The following is a 23,661-nucleotide window of genomic DNA, read 5'->3' on the forward strand; positions in this document are numbered from 1 at the left end:
CACCAGGCGCCGCGCGAGAACGGCGACCTTGGCTAGTGCGATGCAGCCGCTTGCGGTGCGGTGCGCGCCTGGCGCCGCTCGCGCTTGCGTGCCCGCCGCGCGCGCCAGCGCTCGCGCAGGCACGAGAAGATCACGTACAGCGCCGGGGTGCTGAGCAGGGTCAGGCTCTGCGAGATCAGCAGGCCGCCGATCATCGCGATGCCCAGCGGGCGGCGCAGCTCCGAGCCTTCGCCCAGGCCGACCGCCAGCGGCACCGCCGCCAGGATCGCCACCATCGTGGTCATCATGATCGGGCGGAAGCGCACCACGCACGCCTCGCGCACCGCCTCCAGCGGCGACTTGCCGTGCTGGCGCTCGGCGACCAGCGCGAAGTCGATCATCATGATCGCGTTCTTCTTGACGATGCCGATCAGCAGCACCAGCGCGATCATCGAGATCACCGACAGTTCGGTGCCGGTGAGCCACAGCGCCAGCAGCGCGCCCATGCCCGCGGCCGGCAGCGTGGACAGGATCGTCACCGGGTGCACCAGGCTCTCGTACAGCATGCCCAGCACGATGTAGACCACCACGATCGCTGCCAGCACCAGGATCAGCATCGAGTTCGGCTGCAGCGCCACGCCGAAGCCGCCGCCGTCGGCGATGCGGATGTCGCCGGGCATGCGCAGGCCGGCGACCGTAGCGGCGATGATCGCATCGCCCTCGCCGGTGCTCACCCCGGGCGCCAGGTTGTAGCTCAGGTCCATCGTCGTGTACTGGTTCTGATGGGTGATCTGCGGTGGCGCCAGGCCCGGCACCTGGCGCGCGACCGCGGTGAGCGGCACCATCGCGCCGCTGCGCGTGGGCACGTAGATGCGGTCCAATGCCGCCGGCGTGGCAGTCTGCTCGGGCAGCGCGTTGACCACCACGCTGTACTGGTTGAGGTCCGAATAGATCGTGGAGATCTGGCGCTGGCCGAACGCGCCGTACAGCGCGCCGTCGATCGCGCCGATCGACACGCCCAGGCGCGCGGCTTGCGCGCGGTCGATGACGATGTTCTGGCGCAGGCCGGCGGTGTCCACGTCGGTGCCGACGTCGCGCAGCTTCGGGTTCTGTTTCAGTGCCGCCTGCAGCTTGGGCAGCCATTCCTGCAACTGGGTGTTGTCGTTGCCCTGCAGCGAGACGCGGTATTGCGCGCCCTGGCTGGTGCCGCCGCCGCCGTCGCTGGGCAGGTCCTGGATCGCGCGCAGGCGCAGCTGCAGGTCCGGGTAGCGGTCGGCCTTGGCGCTGAGCCGCGTCAGCACTTGCGCGGTGGTCTCGGTGCGGCCCTCGTCGCGGCGCTTGAGCTCGATGTTGAAGCTGGCGCTGGAGCCCTGGCGGCTGCTGCCCAGGCGCGCGCCGACGATCTTCACCGCCGGATCGGACATCAGCATGTCGGTGATGCGGCGCTGGCGCTTGACCATGTCGGCGAAGGACACGGTGGCGCTGGAACTGGCGCGGCCCCAGATCAGGCCGGTGTCCTGCGCCGGGAACGAGCCCTTCTTCACCGCGCCGGCCAGGAACACGGTGGCGGCGATCAGCAGCAGCGGGGTCAGCGCCAGCAGCAGCGCGTGGCGCAGCGAGAAGTCCAGCGCCACGGTGTACACGCGCAGCATGCCGGCGTGCACGCGCTCCAGCCACGCGCCGAAGCGGCTCGGCCGTTCCGGTTCGGCATGCGCGGACAGGAAGCGGCTGCACAGCGCCGGGGTCAGGGTCAGCGAGACCACCGCCGAGACGCAGATCGCCGCGACCAGGGTCACGGTGAATTCGCGGAAGAACGTGCCGATCATGCCGCTGGCGAACAGGATCGGGATGAACACCGCCACCAGCGAGGCGGTGATCGAGACGATGGTGAAGCCGATCTCGCGTGCGCCGGCCAGCGCCGCATCCAGCCGCGACATGCCTTCGTCGAGGTGGCGCATGATGTTCTCGATCACCACGATCGCATCGTCCACGACGAAGCCGATCGCGATCACCAGCGCCAGCAGGCTCAGGTTGTTCAGGGTGAAGCCCATGACGTACATCGCCAGCGCCGCGCCGGCCAGCGACAGCGGCACGGTGGCCGCGGCGATCAGCGTCGGCGCCAGCCGGCGCAGGAACAGCGCCATGGTCAGCACCACCATCGCCAGGCTGATCAGCAGCGTGGCCTGGACCTCGTTCAACGAGGCGCGGATGGTCGGCGTGCGGTCGAAGTAGGCGGACATCTTGGTGCCCGGCTGCAGGTAGCCGCGCAGCATCGGGATCTGCGCCTTGACCCGGTCCACCGTCTCCACGATGTTGGCGCCGGCGCGGGTGAACACATACATCACCACCGCCGGCTTGCCGCCGAACCAGGCCGCCTGGTAGGCGTCCTGCTGGCCGTCGTAGACGTTGGCGATGTCGCGCAGGCGCACGGTGCGGCCGTTCTGTTGCGAGATCACCACTTGGCCGAAGTCGGCGGCCTTGGCCACCGAATCGTTGGCCACGATCGCGGTGGTGGAACTGCCGTCGCTGAGGAAGCCGGTGGGCGAGGTCACGTTGGCCGCGCGCACCGCATTGCGCAGGTCGTCCGGGGTCAGCCCCATCGCGTTGAGCGCGCGCAGGTTCACGTCCACCCGCACCGCCGGGGTGGAGGCGCCGCCGATGTCGACCGAGGCCACGCCGCTGATCTGGCGGATGCGTTGCGCCAGCAGCGAGTCGGCGACGTTGTACAGCTCGTCGGCCGATTGGGTGTCGGAGGTCAACGCGATGGCGATGACCGGATCGTCGTTGGGATTGGCCTTCTGGTAGCGCGGCGTGGACAGGCCCGAGGGCAGGTCCGCCTGCGCGGAATTGATCGCGGTCTGCACGTCCTGCGCCGCCGAATCGATGTTGCGGTCGCTCTGGAACATCATGAACACCTGGCTGTTCCCCTCCGAACTGGAGGAACGCATGGTGTCGATGCCGGGGATCTGGCCCAGGTGCCGTTCCAGCGGCGCGGTGACCGTGGACGCCATCGTCGAGGCATCGGCGCCGGCCTGGCTGGCCTGCACGAAGATCACCGGGATCGAGATGTTCGGCAGCGCCGCCACGCCCAGGCGCAGGTAGCACATCATGCCGATCACGAACAGGCCGATGGCCAGCAGCGTGGTGCCGATCGGGCGGCGGATGAAGGGGCCGGAGATGTTCATGGGGCCGGGATTGGGGAGTGGGGATTGGGGATTCGGAAAGCGGAACGCTTGCACGCTCCTTGCTCTCGCAAGTCGTCAGGCGTTCGAGGGGGCCGCAGGCCGCAGACGCCCCGCGATTCCCGATTCCCCATTTCCGAGTCCCAGCCCCTCACGCCGTCCGCTCCGCCGCCGCCACTGCCGCCTCGCGCCGCGCGGCGCGACGTTCGCGGTAGGCGCGCATCCGCTCGGAGGCGCGCTCCATGTACAGGTAGATCACCGGGGTGGTGTACAGGGTGACCAGCTGCGACAGCAGCAGGCCGCCGACGATGGCGATACCCAGCGGGCGCCGCAGTTCCGAGCCGATGCCGTCGCCCAGCGCCAGCGGCAGCGCGCCGAGCATCGCCGCGGCGGTGGTCATCATGATCGGGCGGAAGCGCAGCAGGCAGGCGCGGCGGATCGCATCGTGGGCGTTGGCGCCCTCGCGGCGTGCGTCGATCGCGAAGTCGATCATCATGATCGCGTTCTTCTTGACGATGCCGATCAGCAGCACGATGCCGACGATGCCGTCCACCGACAGGCTCAGCCCGCACAGCATCAACGCCAGCAGCGCGCCGACGCCGGCCGGCGGCAGCGTGGAGATGATCGTCAGCGGATGGATATAGCTCTCGTAGAGCACGCCGAGCACGATGTAGATCAACACCACCGAGGCCAGCAGCAGCCACACGATGTCGGTCTGGCTGCCGGTGTATTCGGCGGCCTTGCCGATGAATTCGGCATGCAGCTGCGGCGGCAGCTGCAACTGCTCGTTGGTTTCCTCGATCGCCGCCACCGCCTGCGACAGCGAATAGCCCGGCGCCAGGTTGAACGAAACGGTGATCGCCGGCAGCTGCTGCTGGTGGCTGACCACCAGCGGCGTGGTCGCGACCCTGGCCTCGGCCACCGCGGCCAGCGGCACGGTGCCGCCGCTGCCGACGGCGATGCCGGTGTTCTGGTTGCCGATGCCGGTGGCGGTGGACGAGTTGCTGGAGGTGGTCTGGCCGAAGCTGGTGGCGTTGCTGGCGGTCAGCGCGCCGCTGCCGTTGCTGGTCACCGCCAGCTGGTGCAGCAGCGCGGTGCTGTTGCGAAACTGCGGCGCCACTTCCAGCACCACGCGGTACTGGTTGAGCTGGGTGAAGATGGTGGAGATCTGGCGCTGGCCGAAGGCGTCGTACAGGGTGTCGTCGATGGTCTGCATCGGCACGCCCAGCGCGCTGGCCTTGTCGCGGTCGACGGTCAGCTCCAGCGCACGGCCCTGGTTGGCCAGGTTGTTGTCCACGTCGGCCAGTTCCGGACGCTTGCGCAGCGCCTCGGTCAGGCGCGCGGCCTGGGTCGCCAGTTCGGCGCTGTCCACGTCCGACAGCGAGTACTGGTATTCGGTCGCCGCCACGCGCGTGTCCAGGGTCACGTCCTGCACCGGCTTCAGGTACAGCGCCACGCCGGGCAACCCGGCCACCGCCTTCTGCAGCCGCGGCAGCACCTCCTCCAGGCTGTCGCGGTCGCCGCGGGTCTTCAGCACGATGCTCAGCTGGCCCTGGTTGAGGGTGGGATTCATCGAGCCGGCGCCGATGAAGGCGGCCACGCCGGTCACCGCCGGATCCCGCCGCAGCGCCTCGGCCACCGCCTGGGTGCGCTGCTGCATCTGCGGGAATGCCACGTTCTGGTCGGCCTGGACCACGCCGGTGATCAGCCCGGTGTCCTGCTCGGGCAGCAGGCCCTTGGGGATCACCACGTACAGCACCACGGTCAGCACCATCGTCGCCAGCGCGATCGCCAGGGTCAGCGGCTGGTGGGCGAGCACCCAGTCCAGCGAGCGCTCGTACAGCGCCACGGTGCGCGTCCACACGGTGGTCTTGCCGGCCGCGGCCGCACGCTCGTGCGCGTCCTCGCCTTCGGGCAGCGCGTCGGGCTTGAGCAGGTAGGCGCACATCATCGGCGTCAGCGTCAGCGACACCAGCATCGAGATCGTCACCGCGATCGACAGCACCCAGGCGAACTCGTGGAACAGGCGCCCGGTGACGCCCGGCATCAGCAGCAGCGGCAGGAACACCGCCACCAGCGACACGGTCAGCGACAGCACGGTGAAGCCGATCTGCTTGGCGCCGATCTCCGCCGCCTCCGGTCCGCTCTTGCCCTGTTCGATGTAGCGCACGATGTTCTCGATCATCACGATCGCATCGTCGACCACGAAACCGGTGGCCACCACCAGCGCCATCAGCGACAGGTTGTCCAGCGACATGTCGGCGAAGGCCATCACCGCGAAGGTGCCGGCCAGCGACAGCGGCACCGCCACCGACGGGATGATCGTGGCCCACAGGCGGCGCAGGAACACGAAGATCACCGCGACCACCAGGCCGATGGTCAGGATCAGGGTGAACTTGACCTCGTGCACCGAGGCGCGGATGGTCTCGGTGCGGTCGGAGAACACATCCAGGTGCACGCCGCTGGGCAACACCGCCTGCAATTGCGGCAGGATCGTGCGGATCTGTTCCACCGTCTGCACGATGTTGGCGCCGGGCTGGCGGCGGATCTCCAGCAGCACCGCCGGCTTGCCGTCGGCCCAGGCCGCGAGCTGGTCGTTCTCCACCCCGTCCACCACCTGCGCCACGTCCGACAGCCGCACCGGCGCACCGTTCTTGTAGCTGATGACGGTGTCGCGGTAGTCGGCGGCGCTGGACAGCTGGTCGTTGGTGCCGATGCTGTAGGACTGGGTCTTGCCGTTGAGCGAGCCCTTCGGCGCGTTGACGTTGGTCTCGGTCAGCGCGCTGCGCAGCGCCTCCATGGTCAGGCCCATGTTCGACAGCTGCGCCGGATTGACCTGGATGCGCACGGCCGGGCGCACGTTGCCGGCGATCGACACCAGGCCTACGCCGGGCACCTGCGACAGGCGCTGCGCCAGGATCGAGTCGGCGTAGTTGTTGACGTCGCGCAGCGGCAGCGTCTCGGAGCTGAGCTTGAGGGTGATGATCGCCGCGTCGGCCGGGTTCACCCGGTTGTAGACCGGCTGGTAGGGCAGCGACGAGGGCAGGGTGGACTGGCGGATCGCCGCCTGCACGTCCTGCGCGGCGATGTCGATGTCGCGGTCCATCGCGAACTGCAGGATGATCGTGGACAGGCCCGCCGACGAATCGGAGGTCATCATCTGCAACCCGGAGATCTGTCCCAGCTGCCGCTCCAGCGGCGTGGTCACCAGCGAGGCCATGGTGCTGGCATTGGCGCCGGGGTACTGGGTGGTCACCACCAGGCTGGGCGAGTCGATCTCCGGCAGCGCCGACACCGGCAGCTGCCGGTAGCCGAGGATGCCGAGCAACAGCACGCCTGCCATCAGCAAGGTGGTGGCGATCGGGCGGCGGATGAAGATCGTCGAAAAGCCCACAGGAATATCCTTGCTGGTGAGGTCCCGGACCCGGACGGACCGGGGCCGGGGAAAGCCGTTGCGTCAGTCGGCGAGTGACATCTGGTCGAACAGGTTGGTCGGATCGCGGTTCGGCGCGACCATGACGACGTTGCCCTGGAACCCGTATCCGTGCGGCCCCCATTGCCCGTAGACGTCGGTGCTCGAGGCGATGACGGTGCGGCTCTGCAGCGCGTCGAGCGGCAGACCGGCGACGAAGCCCTGCTGGTCGATCAGCAACGTCTGCAGGCTCTGCGCAAGCGGGTCTTGGGAGGCGATGACGACATTGGTCATGATGGGATTCCTCTTGAGGGTGACGGGCGGGGAGCGCGTGCTCCGCCCGTCATCCAGACGCGCCGCAACCGCGGTGCGAGCCGCGTGCCGCGCGTGCCGATGCCGGCCTGCTCAGCGCGGTCCGCCGCCGCGCCGGCCGCCGCCGCCGTCCTTGCGCTGCTGCTTGCTCTCGGCCGCCTTCAGCTCGGCCTCGCTCGGCTGCGGTGGCGCCTCGCCCGGCTTCAGCGGGGCGACCTTGCTGCCCGGCTTGAGCCGGAACTGGCCCTCGGTGACCACCCGCTCGCCGGCCTTCAGGCCCTGCGCCAGCTGCACCTGGCTGTCGCCGACTTCCGCGCCCTGCTTGACCGTCTGCATCTTGACCGTGTTGTCGCCCTGCACCACGTACACGTAGTCGCCGTCGGGGCCGCGCTGCACCGCCTGGGTCGGCACCACCACGCCGTTGTCCAGCGTGCGCAGGGTCAGCCGCACGTTGACGAACTGGCCCGGCCACAGCGCATTGCCTGGGTTGGGGAACACCGCGCGGACCTTGAAGGTGCCGGTGTCGCTGCTGATCTGGTTGTCGACCACGTCGACCTGGCCGTCGCCGGCGATCACGTGCGCGTCGCTGCGGTCCAGCGCCGCCACCGTCAGCGGTCCGGCCGCCTGCGCCTCGCGCAGGCCCTGCAGCTCGCGCTCGGCCAGGTTGAAGACCACGTAGATCGGATGGATCTGGGTGATGGTGACGATGCTACTGCTGGTGCTGACGATGTTGCCCACGTCCACGCCGCGCAGGCCGGTGATGCCGTCGATCGGGGCGAGGATGCGGGTGTACTGCAGCTGCACCTGTGCCGCGCGCATCGATGCGTCGTTGGCGGCCACCGCGGCCTCGTACTGCGCCACCTGGTTGCGCTGCGTGTCCAGGTCGGTCTTGGCCACGTACTGGCGGTAGGCCGGCGAATCGGAACGCTGGAAGGTGGAGCGGGCGGTGGCCAGCAACGCCTGGTTCTGGCGCTTGCTCGCCGCCGCCTCGTCGTAGCTGGCCTGCAGCGAGCGCGGGTCGATCTGCGCCAGCACCTCGCCCTTCTTCACTTCCTGGCCTTCGCGGAAGTTCAGGCTCATCAGCTGCCCGCTCACCTGCGGGTTGACCGTGACCGTGGCCAGCGCGGTCACCGTGCCGGTGGAGGTGGCGTAGATCGGCACCGCCTGGCTGCCGGCGGCGACCACCGTCACCGGAATCGGCGTGCTCGTGCTGTCGTCGCCATCGCCGCCCGCGCCCGCGCCGCCGCGGCCATGGCCGTGTCCGCTGCGCAGGAAGTGCGCGCCCACCAGCACCACGGCCACCGCTGCGACGATCAGCAGCGCAATCTTCCAGAAACGCGACATCCGGGGGGAACTCCTGTGGCGAGGCGGGGTAGGGGACCCTCCCGCAGTGGCTGGTGCGACAAGCGGTGAAGCATATCGCCAGCGCGTTGCGATTGGACCATGACTTAAGGGAGGGGGACGCGCGCCTGCGGTCATCGGCGCTGGTAGCGGCAACGCACCGGCGGCGGATCGGTTGACACGGATTCCTAAGGGTTTTTTCGCCGCGGCGGCGCGTTGGCCGGTGCCGGCCTGCCGCGAATGCAATACATTGACTGAACGCCTTGCAAAAACCGATCGGAGATTCCCCAATGCCGCGCCTGTCCCGCCTGCTGTCCGCCCTGCTGCTCGCCGTCCCCGCGCTGGCCTGCGCCCAGTCCGCCGAACGCCCGGAAGTGGCGGCCGCGGCAGCCAAGCTGCAGGCCAAGGTGGTCGAGTGGCGGCGCGACTTCCACCAGCACCCCGAGCTGTCCAACCGCGAGGAGCGCACCTCTGCCAAGGTCGCCGAGCGGCTGCGCGCGCTGGGCCTGAAGCCGCAGACCGGGATCGCCCACCACGGCGTGGTGGCGATCATCAAGGGCGCGCTGCCGGGGCCGAAGATCGCCCTGCGTGCGGACATGGACGCGCTGCCGGTGACCGAGCAGACCGGCCTGGCGTTCGCCTCCAAGGCCACCGGCGAGTACCGCGGCGAGACCGTCGGGGTCATGCACGCCTGCGGCCACGACGCCCACACCAGCATCCTGCTGGGCGTGGCCGAAGCGCTGGTGGCGATGCGCGCGCAGCTGCCGGGCGAGGTGATGCTGGTGTTCCAGCCCTCCGAGGAAGGCGCGCCGGGCAACGAGGAGGGCGGCGCCTCGCTGATGCTGAAGGAAGGCCTGTTCCGCGACTTCAAGCCCGACGCGATGTTCGGCCTGCACGTGTTCTCCAGCGTGCAGGCGGGCAAGATCGCGGTGCGTGGCGGCCCGCTGATGGCCGCCTCGGACCGCTTCAGCATCAAGGTGATCGGCCGCCAGACCCACGGCTCGGCGCCATGGAACGGGATCGACCCGATCGTCGCCAGCGCCGACCTGATCGGCGCGGCGCAGACCGTGGTCAGCCGCCGCGCCAACATTTCCAGGCAGCCGGCGGTGCTCAGCTTCGGAGCGATCAAGGGCGGCATCCGCTACAACATCATTCCCGACGACGTGGAGATGGTCGGCACCATCCGCACCTTCGACGAGGGCATGCGCCAGCAGATCTTCGCCGACCTGAAGACCGTCGCCGAGCACACCGCCGCCGCGCACGGCGCCAGGGCCGAGGCGCACGTGCCCGACCAGGACGGCAACCCGGCCACCATCAACGACCCGGCGCTGACCGCGAAGATGCTGCCCAGCCTGCAGGCGGTGGTCGGTGCCGACAACGTCTACGAGCCGCCGCTGCAGATGGGCGCGGAAGATTTCTCGTTCTACGCGCAGCAGGTGCCGTCGATGTTCTTCTTCGTCGGCGCCACCGCTCCCGGCATCGACCCGGCGACCGCGCCGAGCAACCACTCGCCGCAGTTCCTGCTCGACGAATCGGCGCTGGACGTGGGCCTGCGCGCGCTGCTGCAGGTGTCCTTGGACTATCTGGGTGTGAAGCGGTGATTGGGGATTGGGGATTGGGGATTCGTAAAGGCGATTGTCCGGGGCGGAGATAGCGCAGCGCTCCCTGGCACTTCTGGATCCGATGGATTGGCCAAGGCGCAGTTAGCGCGGTGCGCTTTTACCAATCCCGAATCCCGACTCCCCAATCCCGGCCGTCCATACACCTGCCAGCCAGACCGCCCCCGCTAGACTGGCCGGCATGAACACCCCCCAGGATTCCAGTCTCGGCCGCGAGGTCGCGTATCCCTCGCAGTACGATCCCGCGCTGCTGTTCCCGATCCCCCGCGCCGGCGGCCGCGCCGAGATCGGCCTGGACACCGCGCCGCTGCCGTTCTTCGGTCTCGACCGCTGGCATGCCTACGAACTGGGCTGGCTGGACGCGCAGGGCAAGCCCTGCGTGGCCACCGCCACCTTGCAGGTGCCGTGCACCTCGCCGCAGCTGATCGAATCCAAGTCGCTCAAGCTCTATCTCAACTCGCTCAACGCGATGCGCTTCAACAGCGCCGAAGCGGTGCGCGCCTGCATCGTCACCGACCTGTCGGCGCGCGCCGGCGCCGACGTGACCATGGAGTTCGGCCTGCCGCCGGTGGACCCGCTGGGCGAGGGCGACTCGCTGGACGCGCTGGACATCGCCATCGACTGCTACGGACCGCCACGCCCGCAGTTCCTGCTCGCCGCGGCCGACGACATCGTCGAGGAAACGCTGTGCAGCGAATTGCTCAAGTCCAATTGCCCGGTCACCGGCCAGCCAGACTGGGCCACGCTGTGCGTGCGCTATCGCGGCGGCCGCATCGACCGCGAAGGCCTGCTGCGCTACCTGATCAGCTTCCGCGAGCATGCCGGCTTCCACGAGCAGTGCGTGGAGCAGATATTCCACGACCTGATGACGCGTTGCCGCCCGCAGTCGCTGCAGGTCGAGGCGCGCTACACCCGCCGCGGCGGCCTGGACATCAACCCGTGGCGGGCCACGCCCGACGTGGCCGAGCCGATCGCCTTCCACCGCGATCCGCGCCAGTAGCGCGCGGCTGAATCGGACCAACGCCATTCACGGCTGCGCGATCCGCTTTTAACAAATCCTGTGCAACCGTGGCCGCATCCCATCCACGCACGGAGCCACATGCGATGAACAGCGACAAGCGCGCCGATTTTTCGGCAGTCACCGCCAAAGTGGATACCACTGCGGACATCACGCCGAAGGCGGATTTCTCCGCAGTGCAGGCGCACGTGGACACCACCGCCGAACAGGTGCAGCAGGTCTACGTGGTCAAATCGGGCGATTCGTTGTCCAAGATCGCCAAGCTGCACTACGGCGACGGCAACGCCTGGACCCGCATCTTCGAAGCCAACCGCGACGTGCTCGACGACCCGGACAAGATCTATCCGGGGCAGACGCTGAAGCTGCCCGCTCGCGCCTGACCCGCAGCGCACCGCAAATCGTGCGCGATCCATCATTCCATCCAAGGAGCACCACCTCATGAAGATCCATTCGAAGACATTGACCTCTCCGCTACTGCTGGCGCTGGTCGGCACACTGGCCCTGGCCGGTTGCAAGAAGCAGGAACAGAGCCAGACCGCCACGCCCGATCCGACCTCCTCCGCCCCGACCGAGGCGATGCCGGGTCCGGCAGAGACGGCGCCGGCCGCGGCTAATGCCGGCACGGTGACGGTCGCCTCGGTGACCGTGGGCAACACCGCTGGCGCCGACAAGACGGTGGCGCCGCTGACCACGCTGAGCAGCAAGGACACCATCATCGTTTCGGTGAAGACCGAGGGTTCCTCCACCAATACCACTATCGGCGCCAAGCTGCTGTTCCAGGACGGCCAGACCGCCGGCGAACAGAGCGCGACGCTGACCACGGCCGGTGCGGAAACCACCAATGTCTCCTTCACCAACGCCAAGGGCTGGCCGGCCGGCAAGTACAAGGCCGAGGTCACCGTGAACGGCCAGCCGGCCGGGACGGCGCAGGAATTCGAAGTCAAGTGATGCGCATCGCGTCGCGCTAGGGACACCGCAGTCACGGATCGCGCCAGCCGACTCTCTCCCGGCCGGCGCGGCACGCTGGGCGCAGTCGCGAGACTGCGCCCTTTTTTATTGGCGAACCTGCACCCTGGCGCATGCGACGCGCATAGCGTCGATGCGTACATCGCGCATTGCCGCGCAAGCCGCGCCGCACACCATGCGCTGGCGAATGGCAGCCCCGCATTGCTCAACCACTGATGGCAGCGGCATGCGCCGCAGCGAAGCGTGTTGCTGCGTGTTCCATACGCATGCGCAGGGAACACGCGCCGCCTTGTGCCGCAAGCGATGGCGGAATTTGTCCTGCGAGCCAACGCAAGCCATCGCCGCTGCGCCATGCCACACGCAGCGCAAGCGCATGCGCCGGCGCTGCGGTCGCGATCTCCACCGTTCCATGCAAGCGCTTTCTCCGGCCCGCAGAAAACGCGACAATCGGCGGCCGTCATGCCATCGCCGTCGCAGGGTTTCCCTGCGTCGCAAGCGCTGCACTCCGCACGCCGTCCGCGCCGTGCCACCCGCAGTCTTGTTCGCGGCAACGTATCCTTCCCGAATCGCAAGAGAGCCTACGTCACTCATGTCGAATACGCCCAAGATCCTGTACACGCTCACCGACGAAGCCCCATACCTGGCGACGCAGTCGCTGTTGCCGATCGTCGCCGCCTTCGCCGGCACCGCCGGCATCGCCGTGGAAACCCGCGACATCTCGCTGGCCGGCCGCTTGATCTCGCAGTTCCCCGAATACCTGCGCGAGGATCAGCGCATCGCCGACGACCTGGCCGAGCTGGGCCAGCTGGCGACCACGCCGGAAGCCAACATCATCAAGCTGCCCAACATCAGCGCCTCGGTGCCGCAGCTCAAGGCCGCGATCAAGGAACTGCAGCAGCAGGGCTACGCGCTGCCGGACTACCTGGACGAGCCGCAGGACGACAAGCAGAAAGAGGCCAAGGCGCGCTACGATCGGGTCAAGGGCAGTGCGGTCAATCCGGTGTTGCGCGAGGGCAATTCCGATCGCCGCGCGCCGCTGTCGGTGAAGAACTACGCGCGCAAGCATCCGCACCGCATGGGCGCGTGGAGCGCCGATTCCAAATCGCACGTGGCGCACATGGACGCTGGCGATTTCTACGGCAGCGAGCGCTCGGCGCTGATCGCGCAGGCCGGCAGCGTCAAGATCGAACTGGTCGGCAAGGACGGCACGGTCAGCGTGCTGAAGGAAAAGACCGCGGTGCAGGCTGGCGAGATCATCGACGCGGCGGTGATGAGCAAGCGCGCGCTGGCCAGTTTCGTGCAGGCGCAGATCGCCGACGCCAAGCAGCAGGGCGTGCTGTTCTCGCTGCACCTGAAGGCGACGATGATGAAGGTCTCCGACCCGATCATGTTCGGCGTGGTGGTCGGCGCGTTCTACCAGGACGTGCTGGACAAGCATGCCGAGGCGCTGAAGCAGGTCGGCTTCGATCCGAACAACGGCATCGGCGACCTGTACGCGCGCATCGCCACCCTGCCGGACGCGCAGCGCACGCAGATCGAAGCTGATCTGCAGGCGGTGTACGCGCAGCGCCCGGCGCTGGCGATGGTCAATTCCGACAAGGGCATTACCAACCTGCACGTGCCCAGCGACGTGATCGTCGACGCGTCGATGCCGGCGATGATCCGCGACTCGGGCAAGATGTGGAACGCCGAGGGCAAGCTGCAGGACACCAAGGCGCTGATCCCGGACCGCTGCTACGCCGGCGTGTACCAGGCGGTGATCGAGGACTGCAAGCGGCATGGCGCGTTCGATCCGGCGACGATGGGCAGCGTGCCCAACGTCGGCCTGATGGCGCAGAAGGCCGAGGAATACGGTTCGCACGACAAGACCTTCCAGATCGCCGCCGACGGCACGGTGCGGGTCAGCGACAGCGACGGCAACGTGCTGCTCGAGCATGCGGTCGAAGCCGGCGACATCTGGCGCATGTGCCAGGTCAAGGACGCGCCGATCCAGGACTGGGTCAAGCTGGCGGTCAGCCGCGCGCGCCTGAGCGGCACCCCGGCGGTGTTCTGGCTGGACCCGCAGCGCGCGCACGATGCGCTGATGATCCAGAAGGTGGAGCGCTACCTGCAGGACCACGACACCAAGGGCCTGGACATCCGCATCCTGCCGCCGGTGGAGGCCACCGCGTTCTCGCTGCAGCGTATCCGCAAGGGCGAGGACACCATCTCGGTCACCGGCAACGTGCTGCGCGACTACCTCACCGACCTGTTCCCGATCATGGAACTGGGCACCAGCGCCAAGATGCTGTCGATCGTGCCGCTGATGGCCGGCGGCGGCCTGTTCGAGACCGGCGCCGGCGGTTCGGCGCCCAAGCACGTGCAGCAGTTCGTCGAAGAGAACTACCTGCGCTGGGATTCGCTGGGCGAGTTCCTGGCGCTGGCTGCGTCGCTGGAGCATCTGGGCCAGCGCCACCAGAACGCGACGATCGGCGTGCTGGCCAAGACCCTGGACCAGGCCAACGGCCAGTTCCTGGACAACGACAAGTCGCCCTCGCGCAAGGTCGGCGAGCTCGACAACCGCGGCAGCCATTTCTACCTGGCCCTGTACTGGGCGCAGGCGCTGGCCGCGCAGGACGAGGACGCGGCGCTGAAGGCGCGCTTCGCGCCGCTGGCCAAGCAGCTGGCCGAGCACGAGGCGGCCATCGTCGCCGAGCTCAACGGCGTGCAGGGCAAGCCGGTCGACATCCAGGGCTATTACCGCCCGAACCTGGAGCGGGTCAGCCAGGCGATGCGGCCGAGCGTGACGTTCAACGCGGCGCTGGCGACGCTGACGGCGCAGTAAGCGCCGCTGTCGTTCGCTGTTGTACGAGCCCGGCCGACGCACGCGCGTCGGCCGGGCTTTTTTTGCGTTAGCGCCGCCGCGCCCGCAGGTAGACTGCGGCCATGACCGACACGCCCGCTCCGCCCGTGCCCGCCGAACCCCGCGCCGACGCCGTGGCGCGCAGCATCCGCGACGCGTTCGAGGACTACCACGCGCGCTTCGCGCAGATCAGCCGCCGCGCCCGCCGCCGCTTCGAGACCCGCGACTGGAACGCCGCGCGCAACGACGCGGTCGAGCGCATCGCGCTGTACGACCAGTGCATCGGCGAATGCATGCTGCGCCTGCGTACGCTGCTGCTCGGCCAGGCCCACGACCGCACGCTGTGGGCGCAGGTCCGCGACAGCTACGCCGCGCAACTGCACGGGCTGATCGACCAGGAACTGTACAAGACCTTCTACAACACGCTGACCCGGCGCTTCTTCCGTACCCAGGGCGTGGATACGCGGATCGAGTTCGTGGCATTGGACATCGAGCCGACCGACGCGATCACCCATCCGGTGGCACGGCACAACTACGTGGTCTCCGAGACGCGGCCGGTGGATGCGTTCGTGCGCGTGCTCGGCGACTACCCGTTCGACGTGCCGTACGCGCACCGCACGCGCTGCGCCGCGGCCATCGCGGTGCGCCTGCAGGACGACCTGACGCACTGGGGCGAACATCCGGTACGCGGCATCGAATTGTTGGAGACGGTGTTCTACCGCGAGCGCCGCGCCTACCTGGTCGGCCGCGTGTTCGGCGAGCACCGTTTCTCGCCCTGCGTGATCGCGCTGGTCAACGATGCCGACGGCCTGCGCGCCGAAGCGGTGCTGACCAAGCGCAACGACGTGGCGCAGCTGTTCGGCATCTCGCGCAGCTACTTCCAGGCCGACCTGGCCACCGTCGGCGACGCGGTGGTATTCCTGCGCAGCCTGCTGCCGCACAAGCCGATCGACGAGCTGTACACCATGCTCGGCCGCGCCAAGCAGGGCAAGACCGAACGCTTCCGCACCTTCTTCCGCCACTTCCAGGCCCAGCCCAACGAGCAGCTGGTGCACGCCGACGGCACCCCGGGCATGGTCATGGCGGTGTTCACCCTGCCCAGTTACCCGCTGGTGTTCAAGCTGATCCGCGACCGCTTCGCCTATCCGAAGACGATGAGCCGCGAACAGGTCGAGGACAAGTACGCGCTGGTGTTCAACCTGGACCGGGTCGGCCGCCTGCTCGATGCGCAGCCGTACCGTTCGTTGCGCTTCCCGCGCGCGCGCTTCGCGCCGGCACTGCTCGCCGAACTGCTGCAGGGCTGCGCGCGCAGCCTGCGCGAGGACGGCGACGACCTGATCTTCGAGCTGTGCTACGTGCAGCGGCGGCTGCGCCCGCTGAACCTGTACCTGCGCGAGCAGACCGCCGAGGCGGCGCGCGAGGCGGCGCTGGACTACGCGCAGGCGATCAAGGACATGGCGCGCAACAATATCTTCCCCGGCGACATGCTGCTGAAGAACTTCGGCGTGTCGCGGCAGGGGCGCGCGGTGTTCTACGACTACGACGAGCTGTGCCTGGTCACCGACTGCACCTTCCGCGACTGGCCGCAGCCGCGCAACGACGAGGAAGCCATGTCCGCCGAACCCTGGTTCCACGTCGCCGCGCGCGACGTGTTCCCGGAGCGCTTCGCGCTGTTCATGGGCTTGCCGGCCGCCTCGCTGGAGGCGGTCAAGCGCGCGCATGGCGAACTGTTCGACCCGCAGTGGTGGCGCGCGCTGCAGGCGCGGCTGCGCGAGGACGACTACCCGGACGCGCCGCCATACCCGGAGTCGCTGCGCCTAGCCTGACCTGCCGGCCTGACTTGTCTGCGTAAGCCGGCTGCGTTTTAATCGGCGCCTCATCCATGCAAGGACGGCGCGATGCACCGCAATTCAAACCTCTCGATGTGGCGTTGGGGCGGTCTGCTGTTGGCGTTGCTCGCCGCCACCGCGTTCGCCACCGGCGCCGGGCCGGGCGCGGTGCGCAAGCAGGTCGAAAACAGTCTGCTGGTGACCGGCAAGATCGACATCGAGCCCGACGGCGCGGTCTCGGCGCTGGCGATCGATCGGGAAGACAAGCTGCCCGAGGGCGTGATCCGCTTCGTGCGCGATTCGGTGAAACAGTGGAAATTCGAGCCGGCGCTGCGCAACGGCAAGCCGGTGCCGGCGCGCGCGCCGATGACGCTGCGCATCGTGGCCAAGCGCCAGGAGGGCGACAGCTATCAGGTGGAGATCCGCCATGCCAGCTTCGCCACCTACGATCCCAAGGATCCGCGCGCGGTGACGTCGCTGAAGATGGCGCCGCCGTCCTATCCGGAAGCGGCGTACCGGGTGGGCGCGTCGGGCTCGGCGTACCTGGTGCTCAAGGTGGCGCGCGACGGCAGCGTCGCCGATGCCGCGGTCGAGCAGGTCAACCTGCGCATCGTCGGCTCGGAGAGCGAGATGAAGAAGCTGCGCGAGATCTTCGCCAGGAGCGCACTGGCGGCGGCGCGCAAGTGGACGTTCCGCCCGCCGACCGAAGGCGAAGACGTGTCGGCGCCGTACTGGCAGGTGCGCGTTCCGGTCGACTATTCGCTGCGCGACCAGCCCAACGAAGGCTCGGAAAGCAGCTACGGCCGCTGGATCAGCTATGTCCCCGGTCCGCGTGAGCGGGCGCCCTGGGACACCGGCAAGGACGCATCGGGTTTCTCGCCCGACACGCTGCCGGCCGGCGGCGTGTACATGGTCGACAGCAACGGCCCGCACCTGCTGACGCCGCTGCAGCAGGGCGGTTGAGCGCGGCCAGCCCGTCTCGGTTTGCGTCGCAAAAAAAACGCCCCGTGAAACGGGGCGTTTTCTTGTTCGGCTTGCCGCTGCGTCGACTCAGCGCTTCATCGAACCGAAGAACTCGTCGTTGGACTTGGTGTTCTTCATCTTGTCCAGCAGGAACTCCATCGCCGCGATCTCGTCCATCGGATGCAGCAGCTTGCGCAGGATCCAGATCTTCTGCAGCAGCTCCGGCTCGATCAGCAGGTCTTCGCGGCGGGTGCCGGAACGGTTGATGTCGATCGCCGGGTACACGCGCTTCTCGGCGATACGGCGGTTCAGGTGCACTTCGCTGTTGCCGGTGCCCTTGAACTCTTCGTAGATCACCTCGTCCATCTTGCTGCCGGTTTCCACCAGCGCCGTGGCGATGATGGTCAGCGAACCGCCTTCCTCGACGTTGCGCGCCGCGCCGAAGAAACGCTTCGGGCGGTGCAGCGCATTGGCGTCGACGCCGCCGCTGAGCACCTTGCCGGAGGACGGCACCACGTTGTTGTAGGCGCGGGCCAGGCGGGTGATCGAGTCGAGCAGGATCACCACGTCCTTCTTGTGCTCGACCAGGCGCTTGGCGCGCTCGATCACCATCTCGGCGACCTGCACGTGGCGCGCGGCCGGCTCGTCGAAGGTGGAGGAGATGACCTCGCCGCGCACGGTGCGCTGCATTTCGGTCACTTCTTCCGGCCGCTCGTCGATCAGCAGCACGATCATGTGCACGTCGGGATGGTTGGTGGTGATCGCCGTGGCCACCTGCTGCATCAGCATGGTCTTGCCGGCCTTGGGCGGGGACACGATCAGAGCGCGCTGGCCCTTGCCCTGCGGCGCCATCAGATCGAGGATGCGCCCGGAGATGTCTTCCGAGGAACCGTTGCCGCGTTCCAGGGTGAAGCGCTTGCGCGGGAACAGCGCGGTCAGGTTCTCGAACAGCACCTTGTTCTTGCTCGCTTCCAGCGGCTCGCCGTTGATCGTGTCGACGATCGACAGCGCGAAGTAGCGTTCGCCGTCCTTCGGGAAGCGGATGCGGCCGGACAGGTGGTCACCGGTGCGCAGGTTGAAGCGGCGGATCTGGCTGGGCGAGATGTAGGTGTCGTCCGGGCCGGCCAGGTAGCTGGCCTCGGCCGCGCGCAGGAAGCCGAAGCCGTCCGGCAGGATTTCCAGCACGCCGTCGGCGGCGACGCCTTCGCCGTGGCGGGTCAGCACCTTCAGCAGCGCGAAGATCACGTCCTGCTTGCGCGCGCGGGCCACGCCGTCCTGGATGTTGAGCTGCTCGGCGATGTCCAGCAGCTTCTGCGCCGGCATCCGCTTCAGGTCGCTCAGCGAGTAGATCGGGAAACCTTCCGGCACGTTGGCGTGCGGGCGCGGCACGAACACTTCGTTGGCGCCGGTGTCGTTGGGCAGGCCGTTGTCCGGGAAGCGACCGCCGCCGCCGCCACCACCACCGCCTCCACCGCCGCCACGATCGCGATCGCGGCGATTGCGGAAGCGGTCGCGACGATTGCCCTGCTGGTTGTTCTGGTTGTTCTGGTTCTGCGGATTCTGGTTGTTGAAGCGCGGGTTGCCGCCTTCGCGCGGCTCGCCGCCGTCGTTCTGGTTGCCGCCGCCCTGGCCCTGGGCATCGCCGCCGGAGGCGGGAGCGGGCTGGGACTGGGGCTGCTGCGACGGGGCCTGCGCGTGTTCCTGCGGCGCGGCGCGCTCCTGGCGTTCCTGGCGTTCTTGCGGCGCCGGACGCGGCGCGTCGGACTGGGCCGGCGCCTGGTTCAGCGGCAGGTTCGGCTGCGCCGGTGCGCCGTGCTCGGCTCCGCCGTCAGCGCCGGCGACGGCCTTGCTGACACGTGGCTTGCGCGCGCGCTTCTCGGCGGGGGCGTCGACGCTCCCGGGTTCGGTGGTGGTGTTATCGGACAAGTGGTGATTCCTCGCTATGAGTGCGAGCGCCCAGCGTGGGGGCAAACGGGTTGGGAAGGGGTCTAGAAGAGAATCTTCCAGAGGGGGTGCGGTGCGCGAATGCCACCGGATGCGCCGACACTATCATCGCCGCGCAACCACGGCAAGCAGGCGTTACCGGGCGATTCAGCCGGCCGGCAGCGACGCTGCAGGCCGGTACAACAGCGGCCGCTCCGCTCCGGAACGGCCGGCGACAGACTCAGGCCGCGGCGCCGCCCAGGGTCTTGTCGATCATCTGGGTCAGCTGGCCCTTGCCGACCGCACCGATCTGGGTGGCCTGGACCTTGCCATCCTTGAACAGCAGCAGCATCGGGATCGAGCGCACGTGGTACTTGATCGCGGTGGCGCGGTTCTCGTCCACGTTGACCTTGGCCACCTTGAGCTTGCCGTCGTAGGCGTCGGCCAGGTCGTCCAGCACCGGGGCGATCATCTTGCACGGACCGCACCACTCCGCCCAGAAGTCCACCAGGACCGGCTCGCCGGATTGCAGCACGGCGGTATCGAAATCGGCGTCGCCGACGTGTAGGACCTTATCGCTCACTAGGGGTATCTCCTGGGCCAATGCGACTGGCCGGACCGGGTGGCCGCCGCATTGCGGTAAACTGGGGCATTGCGCGGCGAAATCAAGGGATTCCCCCTGTCGCGCGACCCGGCATGGAAGTAGCCAGTGTGCGACGCTGCCGGGGCCGATGCAAGCCGCGACCTTACGCTTCGGGCGGGGTGGCCTGACGAAGATGGAATGATGAGCGACAAACCGCTGACCGATGTGACTTTTTCCGCGTTCGAGCTGCAACCGGCGCTGCTGGCCGGCCTCGAAGGCGCCGGCTTCACCCGCTGCACGCCGATCCAGGCGCTGACCCTGCCGGTGGCCCTGCCGGGCCGCGACGTGGCCGGCCAGGCCCAGACCGGTACCGGCAAGACCCTGGCGTTCCTGGTGACGGTGATGAACCGCCTGCTCAGCCGCCCGGCGCTGGCCGATCGCAAACCCGAGGATCCGCGCGCGCTTATCCTGGCCCCGACCCGCGAACTGGCGATCCAGATCCACAAGGATGCCGTGAAGTTCGGCGCCGACCTGGGCCTGCGCTTCGCGCTGGTCTACGGCGGGGTGGACTACGACAAGCAGCGCGAGCTGCTGCAGCAGGGCGTGGACGTGATCATCGCCACCCCGGGGCGGCTGATCGACTACGTCAAGCAGCATAAAGTGGTGTCGCTGCACGCCTGCGAGATCTGCGTGCTCGACGAAGCCGACCGCATGTTCGACCTGGGCTTCATCAAGGACATCCGCTTCCTGCTGCGGCGCATGCCCGAGCGCGGCACCCGCCAGACCCTGCTGTTCTCGGCCACGCTCAGCCACCGCGTGCTGGAACTGGCCTACGAGCACATGAACGAGCCGGAAAAGCTCGTGGTCGAGACCGAGAGCATCACCGCCGCGCGCGTGCGCCAGCGCATCTACTTCCCCTCCGACGAGGAGAAGCTGACCCTGCTGCTGGGCCTGCTGTCGCGCAGCGAGGGCGCGCGCACCATGGTGTTCGTCAACACCAAGGCCTTCGTCGAGCGCGTGGCGCGTTCGCTGGAGCGCAACGGCTACCGGGTCGGCGTGCTGTCCGGCGACGTGCCGCAGAAGAAGCGCGAGACCCTGCTCAACCGCTTCCAGAAGGGCCAGCTGGAGATCCTGGTCGCCACCGACGTGGCCGCGCGCGGCCTGCACATCGATGGCGTCAAGTACGTCTACAACTACGACCTGCCGTTCGACGCCGAGGACTACGTGCACCGCATCGGCCGCACCGCGCGGCTGGGCGAGGAAGGCGACGCGATCAGCTTCGCCTGCGAGCGCTATGCGATGAGCCTGCCGGACATCGAGGCCTACATCGAGCAGAAGATCCCGGTCGAGCCGGTCACCGCCGAACTGCTGGTGGCGATGCCGCGCACCCCGCGCGCGGTGGTCGAGGGCGAAGCGGTCGAGGTCGACGCGGATGCCGACGAGAGCATCGGCGACATCTTCCGTGAGGCGCGTGCGCAGCGCGAGGCCGACGAGCAGCGGCGCGGCGGCGGCAGCAGCCGCGGCAAGCCCGGTGGCGGCCGCAGCGGTCCTGGCGGCGGCGCTGGCCGCAGTGGCGAAGCGCGCGGTGCCGATGGCAAGCCACGGCGTCCGCGCACCCCGCGCCCGGCCGAGGGCGATGCCGCGGCGACGACGGTCACGGCGGCACCCGTCGCTGCTGAAGCCGAAGCCGTCGCGGCTCCGGTCGCTGCACCCGCGCCGAAGCCGGTGCGCTCGGCTGCCGAGGGCGCAGCCGCCGTCGATGGCGAGCGTCCGCCGCGCAAGCGCCGTCGCCGCCGTGGCGGCCGTCCGCTCGAGGGTGCCGAAGGCGCGGCAGCGTCGGTGCCGACCGACGCGCCGGCCAAGCCGGTGCAGGTCAGGGCCGCGCGCCAGGGCGAGCGCGCCGCGGCGCCGGCCGCCGCGGCCAACGATTCGTTCCTGACCCGCCTCGGCCGCAAGCTGCGTTCGCTGGTCTCCAGCTCCTGATGCACCGGTCCTCCACCGTTCGCGGCGCGCGCACGGTGGACGAAAACCCGGGCCGCTCCGGCATAATCGCCGGATGAGCGTTCTGCGGTTCGACAATGTCAGCAAACAGTACGCCGGTGGCCACGAGGCGCTGGTGGACGTCAGCTTCCAGGTGGAGGAGGGCGAGATGCTGTTCGTCACCGGCCATTCCGGGGCGGGCAAGAGCACCTTGCTCAAGTTGATCCATCTCAGCGAGCGTCCGTCGCGCGGTGCGGTGCTGTTCGGCGAGCGCAACCTGCTGAAGGTGCGCGGGCGGCGCGTGCCGCTGCACCGGCGCGAGGTCGGCGTCGTGTACCAGGACCACCGCCTGCTGATGGACCGCAGCATCGCCGAGAACGTGGCGCTGCCGCTGATCCTGCGCGGCACCCGCCGCGCCGAGATCGGCAAGCGCGTGCGCTCGGTACTGGAACGGATGGGACTGGGCCATCGCGAGAAGGCGCTGCCATCGCAGCTGTCGGCCGGCGAGCAGCAACGCGTAGGCATCGCCCGGGCGATGGTCGCCGAGCCGCGCCTGCTGGTCGCCGACGAGCCGACCGGCAACCTCGACCCGACCCTGGCCGCCGAGATCATGCAGCTGTTCGCCGAATTGCCGGCGCGCGGCACCAGCGTGCTGGTGGTCAGCCACGACCTGGCGCTGCTCAAGCAGATGCGCAAGCGCGTGCTGATCCTGGACCACGGCCGCCTGGCCGACGACATCTCTCCGCAGGACCTGGCCGAATGAGCGCACGCAATGCCGCCGGCGCCGCCGCGCCCTCGCGCCTGGGCGTGTGGTGGGACCACCACCTGCACAGCATCGTCTACAGCCTCGGCCGGGCCATGCGCAAGCCGTGGGCGACGTTGCTGACGATGGCGGTGATGGCCCTGGCCCTGGCGTTGCCGCTGGGGCTGTCGATCGCGCTGGACAACCTCAAGCAGTTCGCCGGCAGCGTGCAGCAGTCGCGCGACATCAATGTGTTCCTGAAGACCGACATCGATGCCGCCGCGGCCAACGCGCTGGCCGCGACCCTGCGCGGGCGCGCCGACGTCGCCGCGGTGGCGCTGCGCACTCCGGAGCAGGGCATGGCCGAGCTGCGCGACAGCGCCGGGCTCGGCGAGGCGCTGGACGCGCTCGACGACAACCCGCTGCCGACGCTGCTGATCGTCACCCCGGCCGCGGCCGACGACGCGCAGCTGGCGGCCTCGCTGAGCGCGCTGCCGCAGGCCGACCTGGTGCAGCACGACGCGCTGTGGCGCAAGCGCCTGGACGGCTGGCTGCGCTTCGGCGAGCGCCTGGTGCAGGTGCTGTCGGTGCTGCTCGGTGCCGGCGCGGCCTTGGTGGTCGGCAACACCGTGCGCCTGGACATCCAGTCGCGGCGCGAGGAAATCGGCGTGCTGCAGTTGCTCGGCGCCAGCGACGGTTTCATCCGCCGTCCGTTCCTGTACCTGGGCGCCTGGTACGGCTTCGGTGCCGGAGTGCTGGCGCTGGGCCTGATCGCCGCGTCCGGGCTGGCGCTGGGGCCGCCGCTGGCGGAACTGGCCGACAGCTACGGCAGCCATTTCGCGCTGCACGGGCTGGACGCCTTGCATTCGGGGTTCGTGTTGCTCGGCACCCTGTTGCTGGGCTGGCTCGGCGCCTGGCTGGTGACCGGCCACTTCCTGCGCCAGACGCGTCCCACCGACACCTGAGGCGC

The 23,661-nt window shown here is 68.9% G+C and carries 16 protein-coding genes; 10 read left to right on the forward strand and 6 right to left on the reverse strand.

All coding sequences use genetic code 11. The annotated features are described in order from the left end of the window. Window positions 1-32: 32 nt before the first annotated feature. The 4 genes from HEP73_RS02800 to HEP73_RS02815 all read right to left on the reverse strand — a co-directional run bounded on the left by HEP73_RS02800 (window position 33) and on the right by HEP73_RS02815 (window position 8,229). Entirely contained in the window at window positions 33-3,164 is a 3,132-nt protein-coding gene (locus tag HEP73_RS02800) for an efflux RND transporter permease subunit (RefSeq protein WP_185822036.1), read from the reverse strand. A 148-nt stretch (window positions 3,165-3,312) separates the two neighbouring features. Beyond that, window positions 3,313-6,555, reverse strand: a complete 3,243-nt coding sequence (locus HEP73_RS02805) for an efflux RND transporter permease subunit (RefSeq protein WP_185822037.1) — start codon at window positions 6,553-6,555, stop codon at window positions 3,313-3,315. A 63-nt stretch (window positions 6,556-6,618) separates the two neighbouring features. Then, a complete protein-coding gene (locus tag HEP73_RS02810; RefSeq protein ID WP_185822038.1) occupies window positions 6,619-6,867 on the reverse strand; it encodes a hypothetical protein in 249 nt (82 codons plus the stop codon). 111 nt (window positions 6,868-6,978) lie between these two features. Further along, window positions 6,979-8,229, reverse strand: coding sequence for an efflux RND transporter periplasmic adaptor subunit (locus tag HEP73_RS02815; RefSeq protein ID WP_185822039.1), 1,251 nt, complete (start codon window positions 8,227-8,229; stop codon window positions 6,979-6,981). Window positions 8,230-8,516: 287 nt separating this feature from the next. On the opposite strand from HEP73_RS02815, the gene HEP73_RS02820 reads away from it, so the two are divergent. From HEP73_RS02820 to HEP73_RS02850, 7 genes are all read left to right on the forward strand, one after another. After that, window positions 8,517-9,827 (forward strand): M20 family metallopeptidase, encoded by a 1,311-nt coding sequence (locus HEP73_RS02820; protein ID WP_185822040.1) that lies wholly within the window; start codon window positions 8,517-8,519, stop codon window positions 9,825-9,827. Between the two features lie 199 nt (window positions 9,828-10,026). After that, window positions 10,027-10,845: an NADPH-dependent 7-cyano-7-deazaguanine reductase QueF gene (queF, locus tag HEP73_RS02825; RefSeq protein ID WP_185822041.1), complete on the forward strand. Its 819-nt coding sequence runs from the start codon at window positions 10,027-10,029 to the stop codon at window positions 10,843-10,845. A gap of 104 nt (window positions 10,846-10,949) precedes the next feature. Beyond that, entirely contained in the window at window positions 10,950-11,243 is a 294-nt protein-coding gene (locus tag HEP73_RS02830) for a LysM peptidoglycan-binding domain-containing protein (protein WP_047324480.1), read from the forward strand. Window positions 11,244-11,301: 58 nt separating this feature from the next. Next, window positions 11,302-11,811 (forward strand): hypothetical protein, encoded by a 510-nt coding sequence (locus HEP73_RS02835; RefSeq protein WP_185822042.1) that lies wholly within the window; start codon window positions 11,302-11,304, stop codon window positions 11,809-11,811. A gap of 607 nt (window positions 11,812-12,418) precedes the next feature. After that, window positions 12,419-14,653 carry an NADP-dependent isocitrate dehydrogenase gene (locus HEP73_RS02840; protein ID WP_185822043.1) on the forward strand — a complete coding sequence of 745 codons (2,235 nt, stop codon included), beginning with the start codon at window positions 12,419-12,421 and terminating at the stop codon, window positions 14,651-14,653. A 101-nt stretch (window positions 14,654-14,754) separates the two neighbouring features. Next, a complete protein-coding gene (gene aceK / locus HEP73_RS02845) occupies window positions 14,755-16,497 on the forward strand; it encodes a bifunctional isocitrate dehydrogenase kinase/phosphatase (RefSeq protein WP_185822044.1) in 1,743 nt (580 codons plus the stop codon). Between the two features lie 72 nt (window positions 16,498-16,569). After that, window positions 16,570-17,463: an energy transducer TonB gene (locus tag HEP73_RS02850; protein ID WP_185822045.1), complete on the forward strand. Its 894-nt coding sequence runs from the start codon at window positions 16,570-16,572 to the stop codon at window positions 17,461-17,463. A gap of 87 nt (window positions 17,464-17,550) precedes the next feature. Here the strand turns inward: HEP73_RS02850 and rho are convergent, their stop codons facing one another. Next, window positions 17,551-19,389 (reverse strand): transcription termination factor Rho, encoded by a 1,839-nt coding sequence (rho, locus tag HEP73_RS02855; protein WP_185822046.1) that lies wholly within the window; start codon window positions 19,387-19,389, stop codon window positions 17,551-17,553. A gap of 238 nt (window positions 19,390-19,627) precedes the next feature. Then, entirely contained in the window at window positions 19,628-19,969 is a 342-nt protein-coding gene (trxA, locus tag HEP73_RS02860; protein ID WP_009605950.1) for a thioredoxin TrxA, read from the reverse strand. A 201-nt stretch (window positions 19,970-20,170) separates the two neighbouring features. Here trxA and rhlB point away from each other — a divergent pair, with 201 nt between their 5' ends. From rhlB to ftsX, 3 genes are all read left to right on the forward strand, one after another. After that, the gene (gene rhlB, locus HEP73_RS02865; RefSeq protein ID WP_185822047.1) at window positions 20,171-21,952 is read left to right on the forward strand and encodes an ATP-dependent RNA helicase RhlB; all 1,782 of its coding nucleotides are present in this window, start codon (window positions 20,171-20,173) and stop codon (window positions 21,950-21,952) included. Between the two features lie 73 nt (window positions 21,953-22,025). Next, a complete protein-coding gene (gene ftsE / locus HEP73_RS02870) occupies window positions 22,026-22,712 on the forward strand; it encodes a cell division ATP-binding protein FtsE (protein ID WP_047324490.1) in 687 nt (228 codons plus the stop codon). Next, window positions 22,709-23,656 (forward strand): permease-like cell division protein FtsX, encoded by a 948-nt coding sequence (gene ftsX / locus HEP73_RS02875; protein ID WP_185822048.1) that lies wholly within the window; start codon window positions 22,709-22,711, stop codon window positions 23,654-23,656. The genes ftsE and ftsX overlap by 4 nt, the downstream gene beginning before the upstream one ends. The last annotated feature ends 5 nt before the right edge of the window (window positions 23,657-23,661 follow it).

The sequence above is a fragment of the Xanthomonas sp. GW genome, from assembly GCF_014236815.1.
Classification (GTDB): domain Bacteria; phylum Pseudomonadota; class Gammaproteobacteria; order Xanthomonadales; family Xanthomonadaceae; genus Xanthomonas_A.

Excerpts from the sequence above, each read along its gene's own strand:
- HEP73_RS02800 (WP_185822036.1), bottom strand. The coding sequence starts at position 3,164 with ATGAACATCTCCGGCCCCTTCATCCGCCGCCCGATCGGCACCACGCTG.
- HEP73_RS02810 (WP_185822038.1), bottom strand. The coding sequence starts at position 6,867 with ATGACCAATGTCGTCATCGCCTCCCAAGACCCGCTTGCGCAGAGCCTG.
- HEP73_RS02815 (WP_185822039.1), bottom strand. The coding sequence starts at position 8,229 with ATGTCGCGTTTCTGGAAGATTGCGCTGCTGATCGTCGCAGCGGTGGCC.
- HEP73_RS02820 (WP_185822040.1), top strand. The coding sequence starts at position 8,517 with ATGCCGCGCCTGTCCCGCCTGCTGTCCGCCCTGCTGCTCGCCGTCCCC.
- queF (WP_185822041.1), top strand. The coding sequence starts at position 10,027 with ATGAACACCCCCCAGGATTCCAGTCTCGGCCGCGAGGTCGCGTATCCC.
- HEP73_RS02830 (WP_047324480.1), top strand. The coding sequence starts at position 10,950 with ATGAACAGCGACAAGCGCGCCGATTTTTCGGCAGTCACCGCCAAAGTG.
- HEP73_RS02835 (WP_185822042.1), top strand. The coding sequence starts at position 11,302 with ATGAAGATCCATTCGAAGACATTGACCTCTCCGCTACTGCTGGCGCTG.
- HEP73_RS02840 (WP_185822043.1), top strand. The coding sequence starts at position 12,419 with ATGTCGAATACGCCCAAGATCCTGTACACGCTCACCGACGAAGCCCCA.
- aceK (WP_185822044.1), top strand. The coding sequence starts at position 14,755 with ATGACCGACACGCCCGCTCCGCCCGTGCCCGCCGAACCCCGCGCCGAC.
- HEP73_RS02850 (WP_185822045.1), top strand. The coding sequence starts at position 16,570 with ATGCACCGCAATTCAAACCTCTCGATGTGGCGTTGGGGCGGTCTGCTG.
- rhlB (WP_185822047.1), top strand. The coding sequence starts at position 20,171 with ATGAGCGACAAACCGCTGACCGATGTGACTTTTTCCGCGTTCGAGCTG.
- ftsE (WP_047324490.1), top strand. The coding sequence starts at position 22,026 with ATGAGCGTTCTGCGGTTCGACAATGTCAGCAAACAGTACGCCGGTGGC.
- ftsX (WP_185822048.1), top strand. The coding sequence starts at position 22,709 with ATGAGCGCACGCAATGCCGCCGGCGCCGCCGCGCCCTCGCGCCTGGGC.